Below are 16,307 nucleotides of genomic sequence, written 5' to 3'. Positions count from 1 at the left end.
GTGTCAGCTCTGCAGATAGGTGCTCTGGCGCAGGCTGATCTCCAGATGATCCATCAGCCGTCGTGCTTCGGCGATCTTGAGCTTGTTGCCTCGGATTGATCTCTCACTGGCGACGCGTAGTCGTTCCAGCAGAGATTCCGGGTTGTGTTCCATGGCCTTGAGAACTTCGGCGTTGGTGTCGCCACGCACCACATGGTCAACCTGGTATTCCCCGCCCGGTGCCAGACGAATATGCACCGCATCAGTAGTGCCGAAGAGGTTGTGAAGGTTGCCCATCACTTCCTGATAGGCACCACCGAGAAACATGCCGATGAAGTACGGCTCTTCAGGTTGCAGGGAATGCAGTTCCAAAAGTTGCTTGCTGCGTCCATCGGCAATGAAGCGGTTGAGGCGGCCGTCTGAATCGCAGGTGAGATCCGCGAAGTGTCCGAGTTCGGTTGGTTTCTCTCCGAGCCGGTGGATCGGCATTAGAGGAAAGAGCTGCTGAATGGCCCAGGTGTCAGGGGCGGAGCGGAAAATCGACAGGTTTGCGTAGTAGGTGAGGGCCAGAACAGCCGGCAAGGCCTGAAGTTCATCGGGGAGAACGGCGTCTTCAGGAAGTCTCTCCACCAGAGCCCTGGCACAGGCCCAGGTGAGCTGTTCCGCTCGGCTGCGCTCGGTCAGGCTCAGGTAGCCGAGTCGAAAAGCAGCCAGTGCATCATCCTTGAACTTGAGAGCGTCGTTCCAGGCTTCCTGCAGCCGGGAGACATCGGCGTTGCCATCAACGGTGAGCGTCTTGATTCCTCGCAGTGTGTCGTGCAGGTTGCGCACAATCAGCGATTCATCGTCGGAAGGTGAGGGTGTGGTCTGGGGCAACCCGCCGGTGCCTAGAACGTTGAAGACCAGCACCGAGAAATGGCTTGCGATGGCTCGACCGCTCTCGCTCACCAGGGTCGGCACTGCCACGTCATGAGGTTCACAGCCCTCCTTGACTGTGGCGACCACGTCATTGGCGTAGTTCTGCAGTGAGTAATTCGTGGAGGCAGCGGTTGCTGTCCGGCTGCCGTCGTAGTCAATGCCCAGTCCGCCGCCGACATCCAGGTAACCCATCGGCGCTCCCAGTTTGTGCAGTTCCACATAGATGCGGGAAGCCTCCTGCAGTGCATCCTTGACTACAGCGATGTCGTTGATCTGGCTGCCCACATGGAAGTGGAGCAGGCGTAGTTCCTCCAGCAGACCTGCGTCCTTCAGAGCTTCGACGGTCGCGAGGATCTCCGGGACCGGCAGACCGAATTTGGCCTTTTCGCCCACCGAGTTGCCCCAGCGACCGGTGCTTCGGCTGGAGAGACGGGCGCGGATCCCGATCAGGGGTGCAGCACCGAGTTCCTTGCTGGCTTCGATGATGCGTTGCACTTCATCGGCTTGTTCGATCACAACCACCGGCCGCCTGCCCAGACGACGGGCGAGGATCGCCGTTTCGATGTAGCGCTGATCCTTGTAGCCGTTACAGATCAGCAGGGCTTCAGGGTCATCAATCAGCGAGAGGGCGATCAGCAGTTCCGCCTTGCTGCCCGCCTCAAGCCCGAAGTGCCAGCGTCTGCCGCAGCTCACCAGCTCCTCCACCACATGGCATTGCTGGTTGCATTTCACAGGGAACACGCCCTGATAACGACCGCTGTAGTCGTAGCGGGTGATCGCGCGCTCGAAAGCGGCATGAAGGCTCTCCAGCCGGTCTTCGAGGATGTCGTCGAAACGGATCAGCAGCGGCAGGTTGAGGTTGCGGCCCTGCAGTCCTTTCACCAGCTCGACCAGATCGAGGCTTCCGCCACGTTCTCCACGGGGTTGCACACTCACATGGCCGCGCAGGTTGATTGAGAAGTAAGGATTTCCCCAGCGTTCGAGCCCGTAGAGCTCGGAGCTGTCCTGGATATTCCAGGAACTGGTCGGTGCTGATCTGCTGTCTGCTTCCTCACCTCCAGGTTGGTTGGCGTCGGCGAGCACCATGCGTGGCTTAGCGCTGTGATTCTTGGAGCAAATCTAAGGAGGCTGCCTCAGAGCAGCAGAAACACACGGTTCGCGGTTTGCTTGCCAAGGGGGTGGGTTTGCACAGAGGATGCCGGCCTTCTGTCTTGTGATTCTTCATGGCCACCGAACGCACGTTCATCGCCATCAAGCCCGATGGTGTCCAGCGCGGGCTGGTGGGTGAAATTCTCGGCCGCTTCGAGCGCAAAGGTTTCAAGCTTGTGGGTCTCAAGCAGCTCACCGCCAGTCGTGAACTTGCTGAGCAGCACTACGGCGTTCACAAGGAGCGGCCGTTCTTTGCAGGGCTGGTTGATTTCATCACCTCAGGGCCGGTGGTGGCCATGGTCTGGGAAGGCGACGGTGTGATCGCCAGTGCCCGCAAGCTGATAGGTGCCACCAAGCCTCTCGAGGCGGAACCAGGCACCATTCGTGGCGACCTGGCTGTGAACATCGGTCGCAATGTGATCCATGGATCTGATGCAGCTGAAACCGCTCAGTTTGAGATCGGTCTCTGGTTTCAGGCATCTGAGCTCAACGACTGGACTCCCTCAGATCAGGCCTGGCGGGTCGAAGACTGATTGTTTGGCGATTGATCTGAATCTGCATACCCTCGGGGCATTGTCCCGGGGGTCTCTTTGAACGCTGAGTCATTGTTGCTGCTCCAGGCCCTTGAAGGAGTTGTTGATAAGGCCTTTGCCGATGTACAGCCCTGCACCTTTGCCCCGGGGGACCGTCTGATTCAGGAGGGTGATCCTCCGGATGGCCTGATCCTGATTTCCTCAGGTGTTGTTCAGGCCAGCTGGGAGGGGCTTTTGCAACAGGAGGGCCCCCTGCTCGGCCCTGGCAGCGTGCTCGGAGACATCTCTTTTCTCCTGGGTGGTGTGGCCCGGGCCAGTGTGATGGCTTGCGAGCCGGTGGAGGCTCTGCGGCTCCCGCAGCACGATCTCCATGAACTGATGAAGTCGAACCCTGCAGAGGGGCAGCGAGTTTTCAGGGCTCTGGCGGCCATCAACGCCCAGCGTTTGCTCACACAGACTCACCCCTATGGCTGTGACGGCGTGGCGGAACGTGGCTCTCCCTCGCTGATGCCGCCGGAGTTGGCCGCTGCGGTGCTCCGCTTCAAGCAGTGTGCCGCTGCGGTGGAGGCCGATCTTCGCCGCAGTGAATCCGATGCTGTTCTGCGCAGGGATCTGGCAGCGGCGTTTGACACCCTGGTTCGTCTCACTGACAGCCTGTTCCCAGCGCTTTCGGGGGAGACCCCGGCGCCAGACACCCCAGCTCTTCAGGCCCTGCGCATTGAATTGCTGCCCTATCTGTTGCTCACACGTTCAGCGGAGAGGATGTATCGCAAACCGCGTGGGTATGCAGGCGATTTCCTCACGATTGCCTGGATGTATGCCGATGAGCCAGGAGGTGCTGGAGAGTTGGGCACACTGCTCGATCGCTGTTTTTTGAATCAACCCGCAGCCAGGGCCGTCCGTAATCGCCGAGGACTGTTGCGGGAGGAGCTTCAACGCGCTCTGACTCTCACTGACCAGCGGCCACTACGGGTCACGAGCCTGGCATGTGGCCCAGCTGCCGAGATCTTTGACATTCTTCTCCAGGATTCCGATCTAGCTGACCAGGTGCAGTTCACGCTGGTCGATGTTGATCAGCAGGCTCTTGATTATGTGCGGGAGCGTCTGATCCGTGAGGGCCTTGAACGTGAGGTGCGGCTTGAACGGCGTAATCTGCTTCACCTCTGCATCGGTCGTCAGAAGCTGGATCTTGAGCCTCAGCATCTGATTTATTCCATTGGCCTGATTGATTATTTCGATGATCGGATTGTCACTCGTCTGCAGACATGGATTCACTCGTGCCTGGAACCCGGCGGACGTTCGATCCTGGGAAACTTTCACATCGACAACCCAACTCGCGGCCTGATGGATCACCTGCTCGACTGGCGATTGATTCACCGCGACCAGGCCGCCATGGTGAAGCTGGCGGAGTCGGCCGGCTTCCCTGTCGGTCTCACTCAGTGCAGGTTCGAGAATGCCGGCGTCAATCTGTTTTCGATTGCCACCCGTCAGAGGGATTGAAAGCGATTCCAGCGAAAGCTTGGAAGCAGTGACGCAATATCCCGTTTCGGTTCAGTTCTGCAAACGAGATCTGCGATCAGTTCAGAGGTGGCGCCAGCCATAAGAACGCCGTTGCGGTGGTGGCCGCAGGCCAGCAGAAGCCCAGGAATTGGACTGCTGCCGAGCAGAGGGCCTTCATCCGGAGTGCAGGGACGGAACCCCCACCAGCGCTCCATAGGAGGCCAGCTCTCAGCTTCGGGCAGCAGGGCGGCAATGCCTTGCTTGAGGGTGGTCTGTCCCTGTGGTGTGAGGCCTTCGCTGAAGCCGGCATTGCGTTCGCTGGTCGCGCCCACCACCACCAGTCCATCCTCCCGGGGCACCAAATAGATCCCCGGGCCGAAGATCACGCGCCTGAGGGCACCGCGAGGACTTTGCAGCGACAGCATCTGACCTTTCACGGGGAACACCGGCAGCTGAGGTAACAGCTGCCCGCTCCAGGCTCCGCTGCAAAGCACAGCCCGTTCGCAGGCAAGCGTTGCTTCCCTTCCTTCTGAATCCCTGGTGCGCACACCGCTCAGGCGACCATCGGCGCTGATCAGTTCCAGAACCTCCACTCCTTCCTGAAACTGCGCACCGCGATCCACGCAGGCGCTCTCAAGTGCGCGCATCAACTGACGTCTGTTGTCGATCTGCCCGTCCTGCATGAACAGCAGACCAGCTCTCCATAGAGAACTTATGCCTGGTAATTCCTGCACAAGCTGTTCGCGATTCAGTCGATCTCCGAAAGCGGCAGTCGCATAAGCATCCCGTTCATCGGCACTGTGAAACGGGACCACGATGCCTGAGGAACGAAGTCCGCAAGGGAGACCACTGTCCGCTTCGATTTGAGCAACCCAGCTGGCGACGCGGCTCAGGCTGAGTCGACCAAGCTGAAGCAGAGCTCCACTGAGTCCCTCGGCATGGGGCGCCAGCATTCCCGCCGCGACGAAACCGGCAGCTTCACTGCGGCGCCTGCTCAGCACCGTCACGTGCTGTTCCCTCCGAGCCAGTTGGTGGGCGATGGCGAGACCCATCAAGCCACCTCCCAGGATCAGGATTCGTTCGGAGCACGTGATGTTTGTTTCGCCCAGCTGCGACCGCGTCATAGGCCTGGCCGCCATGAGCGCAGATTGTGGCGGATCACCAGCTGCCGACAGATGAAGACTGTCACCCAGCTCACGATCATGGCGGCAAGAACCGGCCATTGAAGGGTTTCGAACCGATCGGCGATCATGAAGCCGCCGATGAGGACAACGGCTCCCAGCACGGCGATCTCCTCATAGGGCTCACCCTGAAAAGTGCGTGGTTCACGTCCGGTCACCACATCCAGCACCATGCCGCCGCCTGCACAAGTGAGTGCTGCACAGATGACCATCCACCACCAGTTCAGATCCGCTTCGAGTGCAACTTGAGCGCCAATGATGGTGAACGTGGCCAGACCGATGCTGTCGCAGAGCCCCAGCAGCCGCTGGAAGTTCGCGCTGTCGGCGGCTCCTTCGCTCAGCAGACTCGCGAGAATGGACCCTCCGGCCAGCACGATCAGAACCACCAGCAGATAGGTGCCGTCCTGAAAGACGAAGGGTGGAGATCGCATTCCGCCAATCAGCAGGTCGCGGAGGATGCCACCTCCCACAGCAGGCAGCAAGGTGAGAATGAAGCATCCCCACAGGTCGTAGCGACGCTGGAGAGCCCGGATCAAGCCGGAGAGAGCAAAAGCTGTCGTCCCGATCAGATCCAGCACGTAGAACCATGGGCTCGTCACCAGAGTTGAGAAGGCTTCACGTCCTGCAGGCCCGAGAGGACCGCGCTGTGATCCATCCAGTTCCGAGCCACGCCAGACTTTCAGGCTCCAAGCCCCGCGAGCGGCTCTGGCGATTCCCTCAGGATCGCCACTGCCGCGACCCACGATCTCCACACTGCGCCGGAAGCTGGCGGGATCCAGCAGGCCATAGCCCTTGTTGAGGTCCATCAGCTGCAGGATCTCCCGCAACATGGCCTTCTGATGCGTTGTGTTGCTGCTGTCCATGAAGCGCTCCGTGATCGCGACCGCCTCATCGGGATGTCTTGCGGTGTAACGCCACCCGGCAGCGAGACTTCTCAGAAATCTCGCCAGACGATCGCTTTTGACTGGATCCTGCAGATCACTCGCGCGCACATAGAGACCATCCTCGAGAAACCCGCTGTTCTCCTGAGCGAAACGCACCGTGAACAGATCCGACTGAAGAGCCCCTGCCTGGAGAATCGTCTGAAACTCGTTGTAGCTCATGGCTGTGGCGCAATCGACCTGCCCATCGAGCAGGTCCCGGGCTGCCGGTTTTTGCTCAACCAGCCTCACGGCGTTCAACCCGAGCCCGTAGCGCTGCAACCAGTGCCCGACATCGAATTCATCCCCGAGAAACCAGGTGCCAACGCGTTTCCCCTTCAGATCGGCAGCTTTCTTGACACCTGATGCCGCGCTGCACACCAGCATTGTTCCCGGACGCTGCAGCAGCTGCGCCACATTCACCAGCTCCGCTCCCTGACGGCGCATGTCCAGCGCATCCGACGTCCAGGCAACGGTGACATCAACCTCACCATCGCGAAGCCGCTGCAAGCCATTCACCGAAGGACCTCCCGGTTCCAGAGAGACGCTGAGACCTTCGCGCTGAAAAAATTCGTGGTCCTTGGCCACATAGAACCCTGCGAACTGGGCCTGAGGTAACCAGCGCAACTGCACGCGCAGGGGCTCCTGCTGCCATTGCTTTGAGACTGATGGAAGCCCGATCGCCAGCAGGGAGATCAGCATGATCACCAGGAAAGTCAAGAGCCGTTGACACCAGCGATGACTGCCCATGACTGCTGGTCAATGCATCTGCATTGTGAGTCGCTTCCATAGGATCAGCGCAGAGATGGAGTTCACAGATGGCTGCTGAGGGTGCTTGGGAAGCCGTGATCGGTTTGGAGACCCATGTGCAGCTGGGCACTGACAGCAAAATCTTCACGGCTGCCTCCACCACTTATGGAGATGATCCCAACACCCATATCGATCCCGTGGTCTGCGGTTTGCCTGGAACGCTGCCTGTTCTGAATCAGAAGGTCCTGGAATATGCAGTCAAGGCGGCGATGGCTCTGAATCTGAACATTGCCGAGCACAGCAAATTCGACCGCAAGCAGTATTTCTATCCGGACCTTCCGAAGAACTATCAGATCTCCCAATACGACGAGCCGATTGCCGAAGAGGGCTGGATCGAGGTTGAGGTCGCTGAAAAGGGCAAGGACACCTACCTGAAAACGATCGGGATCGAGCGTCTTCACATGGAGGAGGATGCGGGCAAGCTTGTGCACGCCGGCAGTGATCGACTCGCCGGCTCCACCCACTCACTGGTGGACTACAACCGTGCCGGTGTTGCCCTGGCTGAGATCGTCAGCAAGCCCGATCTGCGCACGGGTCGTGAGGCGGCTGAATATGCGTCGGAGATCCGCCGGATCATGCGCTATCTGGGTGTCAGTGACGGCAACATGCAGGAAGGATCGCTGCGCTGTGACGTGAACATCTCCGTGCGTCGCGGTCCGGATGCCCCTTTCGGCACGAAGGTGGAGATCAAGAACATGAACTCGTTCTCAGCGATTCAGAAAGCCTGCGAATACGAGATCCAGCGCCAGATCAAGGCCTACGAAAGCGGTGAGCCCATCGTTCAGGAAACCCGCCTGTGGGACGAAGGCAAACAGCTCACCAAAAGCATGCGCAGCAAGGAGGGCGCCAGTGATTACCGCTATTTCCCCGATCCCGATCTGGGTCCGATCGAGGTGAGCGCTGAGCAACGTGAAAGCTGGCGTTCTGAACTGCCCGAGCTGCCTGCGGCCAAACGTCATCGCTATGCCGATCAGCTCGGTTTGTCGCAGTACGACGCCCGCGTGCTCACCGACGAGCGTCCGATGGCCGACTACTTCGAGGCTGTGGTGATTGGCGGAGCTGACGCCAAACTTGCCGCCAACTGGATCACTGGGGATATCGCTGCCCATGTGAACAGCAACCGGCTGAGTTATGCAGAACTCCCGTTTCGTCCTGATCAGTTGGCAGAAATGGTGAAGTTGATTGATGGCGGCAAAATTAGCGGCAAGATTGCCAAGGAAATCCTCCCTGAACTGCTCGAACAGGGCGGCTCACCCAAGGCGATCGTTGATGAGCGTGGGCTGGGAATGATCAGTGATCCCGCTGCCATCACTTCAATCGTTGAGGAGTTGCTGGCCGCTCATCCCGGCGAGGTTGAGGCTTTCCGAGGAGGCAAGACCAAGCTGCAGGGATTCTTTGTTGGGCAGCTGATGAAAAAGACCGGTGGCAAGGCTGATCCGAAACTTGCCAATCAGATTCTCAGTCAGAAACTGAAGGGATGATTGCGATTGCTTGCCATGCCTCTAATTACTTAGGCATTGCTTGCCCAGGTGGTCCGTTGTAGATCTGTTGGATTACTGATCTCCCGTCAGGAGCAACTCGCAGGATTGTGACGATTGTCGGAGGTCTTCCAGCTTCCTGCCAGCCAGGAGATCCTCCGGGGAAGTGGAACACCATCCCCGATGCATCACGCTTCGCAAGGCAGCGATTGTTGACTGTGCTGTCAAACATGCAGCGAGCTGGTCGGTAATTGCTGAGTCCGCCATTTATTTTAATCCCTGTATCTCTAGCTAGGTTGAAAGCTCGTTTAATGGCGAGAGGATTGTTGATTGGTGCAGATGTTGCCGGATAAGCGCCTGTTTGAGCTTTCATGCTTGATGCACTCAATAGAGAGACTGCCGTCGAAACAGCAAAAAGTGCAAAGGCTAGTCGAACTGTTTTCATCATTTGGAGGGGAGTAAGCGAACAGATGGCTCGTTTATTTAGCTTGATGTGTGCAGGTTATAACTCTCTAAAATCAATGATGAATTCTGGGAGAAAGTCGAAAAGGGAATATTTGGCTTTTGACATGGTTTGTGTGGTTTCTTCTTCTTTTTGTATTCCCGTGGTTTGTGGAAGTTGAATGTTCATTTCGATGCTTCTGCAGGGTTTGTTCTGGATGCAAACGGTTGACCTGAATCCAGATTGATGTGTTGTTATGCCGGTCCTGAGTTGTTGCGCATTTGATTTGCCTATGGTGGTTGCCAGGGATGTGACTCCGCTTAGAGCAGCTAAGAGTGTGATTTTGAGAATCGAACTTTTCATGATGATAGGGACGTTGTGTTTAGCGGTTTGTGCTGCTGAGACGGATCAATAGGCGTAAGGAGCTGGAGCGGCTGAGTAGGCGGCGGGTTGAGGAGCTGGGTGGGTGTAAGCGGGGTGGGTGTAAGTGGGTTGAACTGGGTAGGTGTTTTGCACGCGAACAGGAACGCCGTAGGGGGAGTACTGGGCAGCTTGTTGAGCCTGGAGCTGCATTTTGAGGAGTTCGATTTCCTGCTGCTGCTTCAGGAGAGCGAGTTCGGCTTGTTTGATGGCGGAGTCGTCTTTTGGAGCTTGTCGCTGTTGCTGGCTGTTGAAGATGAGGCCGGTGATGAGGTTGCCGCCAAGGCCAATGAGCTGAGAGTTGCGGTCGTGATTGCGGTTACGCGCGGCCTCATCGGCAGCCAATTCGCGAGCTTCCTCGCAGTCGCGGCTTGACCCGCCAACTTTGAGGGGTTTGGTGTGGAGGTAACCAGAGTTGGAGTCGCAGAGACCGAGGATGCCGCCGGTGTTGGGCGTGAAGTTTTGAGCGTTGGCGGAAGGAGCAGCAAAGGAGAGAAAAGGAGCGGAGATGAGAAGCGAGGAAAGAGCGATTGCGTTGAGTTGCATGTGAGGAGATGCGTTGGATGTTTGAGGAGAAGTGGGAGGGTTTGTTCCTCCCGATGACCACACCATCTCCGGAATGAGAGGTCGAGGAGATGAGCTGAATCAGCCGGAGCTGTGAGGTTGGTCACAGGGATGGAATAGCCGTTGTGTGTGGGCACAAAAAAGCCCCGCTGATGCGGGGCAAGACGTTGTGTTTAGCGGTTTGTGCTGCTGAGACGGATCAATAGGCGTAAGGAGCTGGAGCGGCTGAGTAGGCGGCGGGTTGAGGAGCTGGGTGGGTGTAAGCGGGGTGGGTGTAAGTGGGTTGAACTGGGTAGGTGTTTTGCACGCGAACAGGAACGCCGTAGGGGGAGTACTGGGCAGCTTGTTGAGCCTGGAGCTGCATTTTGAGGAGTTCGATTTCCTGCTGCTGCTTCAGGAGAGCGAGTTCGGCTTGTTTGATGGCGGAGTCGTCTTTTGGAGCTTGTCGCTGTTGCTGGCTGTTGAAGATGAGGCCGGTGATGAGGTTGCCGCCAAGGCCAATGAGCTGAGAGTTGCGGTCGTGATTGCGGTTACGCGCGGCCTCATCGGCAGCCAATTCGCGAGCTTCCTCGCAGTCGCGGCTTGACCCGCCAACTTTGAGGGGTTTGGTGTGGAGGTAACCAGAGTTGGAGTCGCAGAGACCGAGGATGCCGCCGGTGTTGGGCGTGAAGTTTTGAGCGTTGGCGGAAGGAGCAGCAAAGGAGAGAAAAGGAGCGGAGATGAGAAGCGAGGAAAGAGCGATTGCGTTGAGTTGCATGTGAGGAGATGCGTTGGATGTTTGAGGAGAAGTGGGAGGGTTTGTTCCTCCCGATGACCACACCATCTCCGGAATGAGAGGTCGAGGAGATGAGCTGAATCAGCCGGAGCTGTGAGGTTGGTCACAGGGATGGAATAGCCGTTTCACGCAGTCAGCTCAGGCCAGGCCAGATGAGCCTTTGCAGCACTTCCTTGAAAGCACCAGGATTCCCGCAGTTATCAATTACTAGGTCTGCAAGTTGGCATTTCTTGCGCAATGGCCACTGAGCGTTAATTCGCTGTGAGGCGTCCTGAACGCTGAGTCCATCACGCGCTACGAGTCGTTCTATTTGCTGCTTCTCGCTGCAATTCACTACCCATACTTCACTGCAGAGCCCTTCCAAACTGGCCTCAAACAGCAAAGGAATCATGAGTACAACTGTTGATTCTTGGTGAAGACGTATCAGCTCGGCTTTAAAACGTCTCTGCACTAGCGGATGGACCAGCTTTTCTAGCCATTGCCGCTCCTCAGGGTGATGGAACACGATCTGACCCAGGGCCTGTCTGTTGATGCTGCGGACCTGCTCGGCTTCTTCTTGGACTTTGTTGATGGGCTCCTCAATGGTCTTGCCGTAGCGCTGCAGAACGATCTCGCTGCTGAGACTTCCAGGGGTTAAGGCTTCATGGGCGTAGATATCCGCATCCAGAACCGGCAGCCCGAGCTCTGCCAAGTTGCGCCCCACACTGCTCTTGCCGCTTGCGATACCGCCCGTTAACCCAATACGGCGTTGTGCTCCTTTCCAGCGGGGTGTTGCTTTCAAGGGGGAGGAAAGCAGATTGCATACCAGTCTCAGTCTGTCCCAGAGGATTCAGTTCATGGCCGAAGGTGCCGGCATTTAATGAAGGTTGTGGTTTGCCTCGCCAAATCCCTTGATGGCGCAATCTGTTTCCTGGTCCACGATTGAAGGCGGGGTCACGGCTCCCGCCGGCTTCGAGGCCTCCGGCATCACGGCTGGTCTGAAGGAATCCGGCAAGCCGGATCTGGCCCTGGTAATCGCACCTGAGGGTGCAGTCTGTGCCGGCACCTTCACCACATCAGTGATGCGTGCGGCCTGCGTGGATCTCTGCGCAGAGCGCTTGCTGGCCAGCGAGGGGCAGTGCAGAGCTGTGTTGATCAATTCCGGTCAGGCCAATGCCTGCACAGGAGACCGTGGTCTGATCGACAGCCGGCGCGCCACTCAGGCCCTGGCTGATCGTCTGGGGGTGCCGTTTGATCAGGTGCTGATCTGCTCCACCGGTGTCATTGGTGTCCCCATACCGATGCAATTTTTGCTGGCGGGTCTTGATCCGCTTGTCGACGCTCTGGCTGTTGATGGAGGTGCAGCCGCTGCGGCTGCAATCCTCACCACTGATCTGGTGGAGAAGCAGATCGCCCTGGAGGCAGAGATTGAAGGCCGCACTGTGCGCATTGGCGGGATGGCCAAGGGTTCGGGAATGATTCACCCTGATATGGCCACCATGCTCGGCTATCTCACCTGTGATGCAGGAGTGCCAGCGGAGGTCTGGCGAGCAATGGTTCAACGCGCCGTTCGGCGATCGTTCAATGTCATCACCGTCGACGGTGATACCAGCACTAATGACACTTTTCTGGGTTTTGCCGCTGGAGAGCCTTTCCCTTTCAATCAGTTTGAACTGCTCGAACAGGGAGTGACCCTGGTGGCTCAACACCTGGCGCGTGCGATTGCTCGTGATGGTGAGGGTGCAACCTGCCTGATCGAGGCTGTTGTGGAGGGAGCTTCATCGGAGCCTGACGCTGTGCAGATCGCTCGCACCATTTGCGGATCGTCGCTGGTGAAAACAGCTGTGCACGGACGTGACCCCAACTGGGGCCGGATTGTTGCTGCTGCTGGGCGTTCCGGAGTGGTTTTTGATCCCCAGGAGATTTCGCTCTGGATCGGAGAGCATCAATTAATGGAGAACGGCCAGCCCCTGGGTTTTGATCGACTGGCGGCATCGACCTATATGCAGCAGCGGGCTCATGGCAGCTATCTGGTCGACGACACCGTGCTGATTCATCTGATGATCGGCTCAGGTCCAGGAGAAGGTCGTGCCTGGGGATGCGATCTGTCCGATCAATACGTGCGCATCAACGCCGACTACACGACCTGATCGATCGGAGCTGCACCCTCAGCGATTACGGGCGAAGATGGGTTCCACCGAACTTCCGGTGTTGTCCATGCCTGCCACAGCGATGACAGCCACAACCTCTGATCAGCAGCGGTCCAGGCGACCTCGTTTCTGGGTTGGTCCTCTGCTGGCTGGCGCCTGCTTCGCACTCGGCTACGGCATCACCCAGCGTGTGGTGCTGATGCAGCAGGGGTGGGAAAAACCGCAGCAGGCCATGTTTCGCCAGAACAGCTTCCCCGGTGAGTCTCTTGATGGGCTGAGGCGTCGTTACGGCGCTGATCAGCCTCTGATGGGAGACGTTGCAGCCAAGGAAGCAATCGACGCTGTGCAACGCAAGGCCAATCAAGAGGCCGAGGCCATTGCTAAGGAGGCCGAGCGACGTAAGCAATCTCAGCAGGCTGCCGCTGCTCAGCCATGGGCGGTAACCGAGGAGCCCACGTCCACAGCGGCGCCTGTTGCGGCATCAGGTCAAGTTCCTGTGGATGAGGTCGTCCCTGAGCCGGCACCGCCAACTGCTGTTCTGACTCCCAGCTTGGATCCATTGCCCGCCGCTGAAGTGCCAGCACCCGATGCGCCGCAACCCGTTCCTGCCGCTGTGGTGACGCCGGAGCCAGCCGTCGTTCAACCGCGACCAGCCATCGACGAATCGCTGATTTTCCGGGCACCTCCGGACGCACCACCCGCTCCCTGATCGGGGTCGCACCATGTCGGTGCATCTGCCACAGTTTCAATATCGCTAGCAAGGCCATGACTCCTCCGGATGCTCTGTTCAGAGCGGCGATGAATCGTCTGTTGGCCAGGGTGGGTGAAGGCATGGCCGATGCAGCTGCAGGAATGGCCGTTGCTGTTCAGGATGCGCCTGAGCGCCTACGCCAGGAATGGGATCTGTTTCAGGAGGAGGTGAAGGCGGAAGCCGAGCGCTTGCAAAGGGAGGATCAGCCTCAGGCTGCAGCCGCTGCTGATTGCTCCGGCGCAGAGCATGAACCACTGCAGCAGCGCATCGATCGATTGCGCGCTCAGGTGGCGGATTTGAGCACTCGTCTGGAGGAGCGGTCTTGAGCCGTTGGGGTTCGCGTCCACTTCCCTGGCGCAGGGGCCTGCGCGCACTGCGCATCTGGCGCAGTGTTTTGGCGCTGCTGTTTTTCCTTTGGTGGGACAGCTGCAGTTGGACGTATCCCGGTGGTGTCTCCGAGGGGCGGCGTCAGACCCGTCAGCAGCAGCGCGCACGCTGGTTGACCAGAGAGCTGCTTCATCTGGGCTCCGCATTCATCAAGCTCGGGCAGTTGCTGTCGGCTCGTCCTGATGTGCTGCCGGCGGGATGGGTTGCAGAACTGGCTGATCTGCAGGACAGGGTTCCCGCTTTCCCCTTCGATCAGGCACAGGCCCTGCTGGAGTCGGAGCTGGGTGCACGTTGTGCCGAGATTATCGATCTCGATGAGAACCCTCTGGCTGCAGCCTCTCTGGCCCAGGTGCATCGCGCCAGTCTGCGCAGCGGTCGCCAGGTGGTGCTGAAAATTCAACGTCCCGGTCTCGAGTCGGTTTTCAGACTTGACCTGGAGGTGATGCAGCAGGTGGCGTCTGTGCTTCAGCGCCATCCCCAGTGGGGCCGTGGCCGCGACTGGGTGGCTATCGCCCAGGAATGTCGGCGTGTGCTGTTGCGTGAGCTGGACTTTCGTCTTGAGGCTCAGCACGCCGCCCGCTTCCGTCAGCAGTTTCTCGATGATCCCCGCATCCTTGTCCCGGGAGTGATCTGGGAGCTGAGCACCCGTCAGGTGCTTTGTCTCGATTACCTGCCAGGCATCAAGATCAACAATCGCCATGAGCTGATCGCGGCGGGAATCAATCCTTCCGAGGTCGCTGAGATTGGTGCCGCCAGTTATCTGCAGCAACTGGTGCGATACGGCTTTTTTCATGCCGACCCCCATCCAGGAAATCTGGCGGTCGCAAGCGATGGGGCGCTGATCTATTACGACTTCGGAATGATGGGGCAGCTTTCGGAGCGTCTGCGCCGCCGGCTGGGGTCGATGGTTCGAGCGGCGGCCTCCCGCGATGCAGGCGCTCTGGTGGAGGAGATGCAGGTGGCTGGAGTCATCGCTTCAGATGTGGATCTGGGACCGGTGCGGCGTCTGGTTCGTCTGATGCTGCGCGACGCGCTCACTCCACCATTCAGTGCCTCGGTGATCGACAAACTGTCGGGAGACCTCTACGACCTGGTTTACGGCCAGCCATTCAGGTTGCCGGTGGAGCTGATTTTCGTCATGCGAGCCCTATCGACCTTTGAGGGTGTCGGTCGAAGTCTTGATCCCGCCTTTAGCCTGGTAGGCATCGCTAAGCCCTATCTGCTGCCCCTCATGACTTCCAGTGGATCCGGCTCCAATGATCTGTTTAACGAACTTGGCCGTCAGGTGGGTGCCCTGAGTTCGCGGGCCGTCGGCATTCCCCGTCGCCTGGATGAAAGCCTTGAGCGCCTGGAACAAGGTGACCTGCAGTTGCAGATCCGCACGGGCGAATCAGACCGTCAGTTCCGTCGCATGGTCGTTGCGCAGCATTCCATCGGCCAGTCAGTTCTTCTTGGTGGGCTGGCTCTGGCGGCTGCGATCATGGGAGCCAGCGTTCGACCGCTCTGGGCATTGCTGCCTCTAGGAGCGGCTGTGCCGGTCGGGATGGGTTGGCTGAAGCTTCAGGTGAAACTCCGCAAGGATGCTCGCATGGAAGGGCTTTCGGGCTCAGATCGCTGAAGCTGCACGATCAAGAAGTTTCCTGCGCAATTCACTCTGGAAGAGATGATTGTTGTCTGGTGATAACTGCAGTTGGGGCATCGCTGGGATCAGCTCATCAAATTGTTTTCTAAATGCATTAGAGAATTGGCTGCGATTTGCTGGTTTAGGGATCGAGCAGCGCGTATTATTTATGAGGCTCCAATTGCCGGAAATCCATTTTGGTGATTGGATGTCTAGCAATGTCTGGTAGGTCAACCAGACTGGCATCCAAAAAAGCACCATGTTTCTCAAACTGTTCAGCGTTTCTGGCATGATTGCTTGAAGTTCTGGGTCGTTTTGCGCGACAAAGTTGCGATAACTATTTTCCCAAGCTTCTCGGCGAGGATAATTGCTGTGTAGAAAACTCCAATTGCTGATACTTTTTAGCCAGGGTCGCAGTGACCGGTTTAGCAGCATTCGTTTATAGCCGACTTTTGTTAAACTATGATCGCTGATTTCAGCAGTGAGCATAAACATGCTGGTGCATATGTCGACTTTAAATAAGAGGCTTTGTTGCCTCTTTTTTAGCCACTTCAATCGAACTTCTTCGAAGTCTGAGTCATTTTTTCTTTGCATCAATAAAGGGGCTTCTTCCATGTTGTATTCATGAACCGCATTTGCAAGGCTGAGGCTCAGTGCTGTGGAACCCATTTTTGGCAGACACTGAACGAAAATATGTTGCCCCTTAAGTTGTGAAGTCTCTATGGTTTTGGCAAAAGTTTCGAACGTCAT

15 protein-coding genes are annotated in these 16,307 nt (G+C 57.9%); 8 read left to right on the top strand and 7 right to left on the bottom strand.

Going from position 1 to position 16,307, the window contains the following annotated elements:
* Positions 1–3: 3 nt before the first annotated feature.
* A complete protein-coding gene (speA, locus tag SIB56_RS10695; RefSeq protein ID WP_413323922.1) occupies positions 4–1,983 on the bottom strand; it encodes a biosynthetic arginine decarboxylase in 1,980 nt (659 codons plus the stop codon).
* A 137-nt stretch (positions 1,984–2,120) separates the two neighbouring features.
* Between speA and ndk the strand changes: the two genes are divergently transcribed.
* Both ndk and SIB56_RS10685 read left to right on the top strand, forming a co-directional pair.
* Positions 2,121–2,579 (top strand): nucleoside-diphosphate kinase, encoded by a 459-nt coding sequence (gene ndk, locus SIB56_RS10690; RefSeq protein WP_413323921.1) that lies wholly within the window; start codon positions 2,121–2,123, stop codon positions 2,577–2,579.
* A gap of 57 nt (positions 2,580–2,636) precedes the next feature.
* A complete protein-coding gene (locus tag SIB56_RS10685) occupies positions 2,637–4,079 on the top strand; it encodes a cyclic nucleotide-binding domain-containing protein (protein WP_413323920.1) in 1,443 nt (480 codons plus the stop codon).
* On the opposite strand, the gene thiO is transcribed toward SIB56_RS10685, so the two are convergent.
* Positions 4,067–5,218, bottom strand: a complete 1,152-nt coding sequence (gene thiO, locus SIB56_RS10680; RefSeq protein WP_413323919.1) for a glycine oxidase ThiO — start codon at positions 5,216–5,218, stop codon at positions 4,067–4,069. The genes SIB56_RS10685 and thiO overlap by 13 nt on opposite strands.
* On the bottom strand, positions 5,200–6,882 hold the full coding sequence (locus tag SIB56_RS10675) for an ABC transporter substrate-binding protein (protein WP_413323918.1): 1,683 nt from the start codon (positions 6,880–6,882) through the stop codon (positions 5,200–5,202). Before SIB56_RS10675 ends, thiO begins: the two co-directional genes overlap by 19 nt.
* A 116-nt stretch (positions 6,883–6,998) precedes the next feature.
* Here SIB56_RS10675 and gatB point away from each other — a divergent pair, with 116 nt between their 5' ends.
* Both gatB and SIB56_RS10665 read left to right on the top strand, forming a co-directional pair.
* The gene (gatB, locus tag SIB56_RS10670) at positions 6,999–8,471 is read left to right on the top strand and encodes an Asp-tRNA(Asn)/Glu-tRNA(Gln) amidotransferase subunit GatB (protein WP_413323917.1); all 1,473 of its coding nucleotides are present in this window, start codon (positions 6,999–7,001) and stop codon (positions 8,469–8,471) included.
* A gap of 368 nt (positions 8,472–8,839) precedes the next feature.
* Complete coding sequence (locus tag SIB56_RS10665; protein ID WP_413323916.1) at positions 8,840–9,091, top strand: hypothetical protein; 252 nt, start codon at positions 8,840–8,842, stop codon at positions 9,089–9,091.
* A gap of 227 nt (positions 9,092–9,318) precedes the next feature.
* Here the strand turns inward: SIB56_RS10665 and SIB56_RS10660 are convergent, their stop codons facing one another.
* The 3 genes from SIB56_RS10660 to coaE form a co-directional block, all read right to left on the bottom strand.
* The gene (locus SIB56_RS10660) at positions 9,319–9,876 is read right to left on the bottom strand and encodes a hypothetical protein (RefSeq protein ID WP_413323915.1); all 558 of its coding nucleotides are present in this window, start codon (positions 9,874–9,876) and stop codon (positions 9,319–9,321) included.
* Between the two features lie 217 nt (positions 9,877–10,093).
* Positions 10,094–10,651 carry a hypothetical protein gene (locus SIB56_RS10655; protein WP_413323915.1) on the bottom strand — a complete coding sequence of 186 codons (558 nt, stop codon included), beginning with the start codon at positions 10,649–10,651 and terminating at the stop codon, positions 10,094–10,096.
* A 151-nt stretch (positions 10,652–10,802) separates the two neighbouring features.
* A complete protein-coding gene (coaE, locus tag SIB56_RS10650) occupies positions 10,803–11,450 on the bottom strand; it encodes a dephospho-CoA kinase (RefSeq protein WP_413323914.1) in 648 nt (215 codons plus the stop codon).
* 112 nt (positions 11,451–11,562) lie between these two features.
* On the opposite strand from coaE, the gene argJ reads away from it, so the two are divergent.
* The 4 genes from argJ to SIB56_RS10630 are packed head-to-tail and all read left to right on the top strand — an operon-like array spanning position 11,563 to position 15,554.
* Positions 11,563–12,798 (top strand): bifunctional glutamate N-acetyltransferase/amino-acid acetyltransferase ArgJ, encoded by a 1,236-nt coding sequence (argJ, locus tag SIB56_RS10645; protein ID WP_413323913.1) that lies wholly within the window; start codon positions 11,563–11,565, stop codon positions 12,796–12,798.
* Positions 12,799–12,835: 37 nt separating this feature from the next.
* Positions 12,836–13,507, top strand: coding sequence for a hypothetical protein (locus SIB56_RS10640; protein WP_413323912.1), 672 nt, complete (start codon positions 12,836–12,838; stop codon positions 13,505–13,507).
* A gap of 56 nt (positions 13,508–13,563) precedes the next feature.
* Positions 13,564–13,875 (top strand): hypothetical protein, encoded by a 312-nt coding sequence (locus SIB56_RS10635; RefSeq protein WP_413323911.1) that lies wholly within the window; start codon positions 13,564–13,566, stop codon positions 13,873–13,875.
* Positions 13,872–15,554 (top strand): ABC1 kinase family protein, encoded by a 1,683-nt coding sequence (locus SIB56_RS10630; RefSeq protein WP_413323910.1) that lies wholly within the window; start codon positions 13,872–13,874, stop codon positions 15,552–15,554. The genes SIB56_RS10635 and SIB56_RS10630 overlap by 4 nt, the downstream gene beginning before the upstream one ends.
* Here the strand turns inward: SIB56_RS10630 and SIB56_RS10625 are convergent.
* Positions 15,543–16,307 (bottom strand): hypothetical protein, encoded by a 765-nt coding sequence (locus SIB56_RS10625; RefSeq protein WP_413323909.1) that lies wholly within the window; start codon positions 16,305–16,307, stop codon positions 15,543–15,545. The two genes, SIB56_RS10630 and SIB56_RS10625, sit on opposite strands and share 12 nt — an antisense overlap.

This window comes from Synechococcus sp. MIT S9503, from assembly GCF_047304175.1.
Taxonomy (GTDB): domain Bacteria; phylum Cyanobacteriota; class Cyanobacteriia; order PCC-6307; family Cyanobiaceae; genus Synechococcus_C.
This window is presented reverse-complemented; position numbering and strand designations above follow the sequence as displayed.

Excerpts from the sequence above, each read along its gene's own strand:
- gatB (WP_413323917.1), top strand. The coding sequence starts at position 6,999 with ATGGCTGCTGAGGGTGCTTGGGAAGCCGTGATCGGTTTGGAGACCCAT.
- ndk (WP_413323921.1), top strand. The coding sequence starts at position 2,121 with ATGGCCACCGAACGCACGTTCATCGCCATCAAGCCCGATGGTGTCCAG.
- speA (WP_413323922.1), bottom strand. The coding sequence starts at position 1,983 with ATGGTGCTCGCCGACGCCAACCAACCTGGAGGTGAGGAAGCAGACAGC.
- argJ (WP_413323913.1), top strand. The coding sequence starts at position 11,563 with ATGGCGCAATCTGTTTCCTGGTCCACGATTGAAGGCGGGGTCACGGCT.
- SIB56_RS10665 (WP_413323916.1), top strand. The coding sequence starts at position 8,840 with ATGCTTGATGCACTCAATAGAGAGACTGCCGTCGAAACAGCAAAAAGT.
- SIB56_RS10655 (WP_413323915.1), bottom strand. The coding sequence starts at position 10,651 with ATGCAACTCAACGCAATCGCTCTTTCCTCGCTTCTCATCTCCGCTCCT.
- thiO (WP_413323919.1), bottom strand. The coding sequence starts at position 5,218 with ATGGCGGCCAGGCCTATGACGCGGTCGCAGCTGGGCGAAACAAACATC.
- SIB56_RS10675 (WP_413323918.1), bottom strand. The coding sequence starts at position 6,882 with ATGCTGATCTCCCTGCTGGCGATCGGGCTTCCATCAGTCTCAAAGCAA.
- SIB56_RS10640 (WP_413323912.1), top strand. The coding sequence starts at position 12,836 with ATGGGTTCCACCGAACTTCCGGTGTTGTCCATGCCTGCCACAGCGATG.
- SIB56_RS10625 (WP_413323909.1), bottom strand. The coding sequence starts at position 16,307 with ATGACGTTCGAAACTTTTGCCAAAACCATAGAGACTTCACAACTTAAG.
- SIB56_RS10635 (WP_413323911.1), top strand. The coding sequence starts at position 13,564 with ATGACTCCTCCGGATGCTCTGTTCAGAGCGGCGATGAATCGTCTGTTG.
- SIB56_RS10660 (WP_413323915.1), bottom strand. The coding sequence starts at position 9,876 with ATGCAACTCAACGCAATCGCTCTTTCCTCGCTTCTCATCTCCGCTCCT.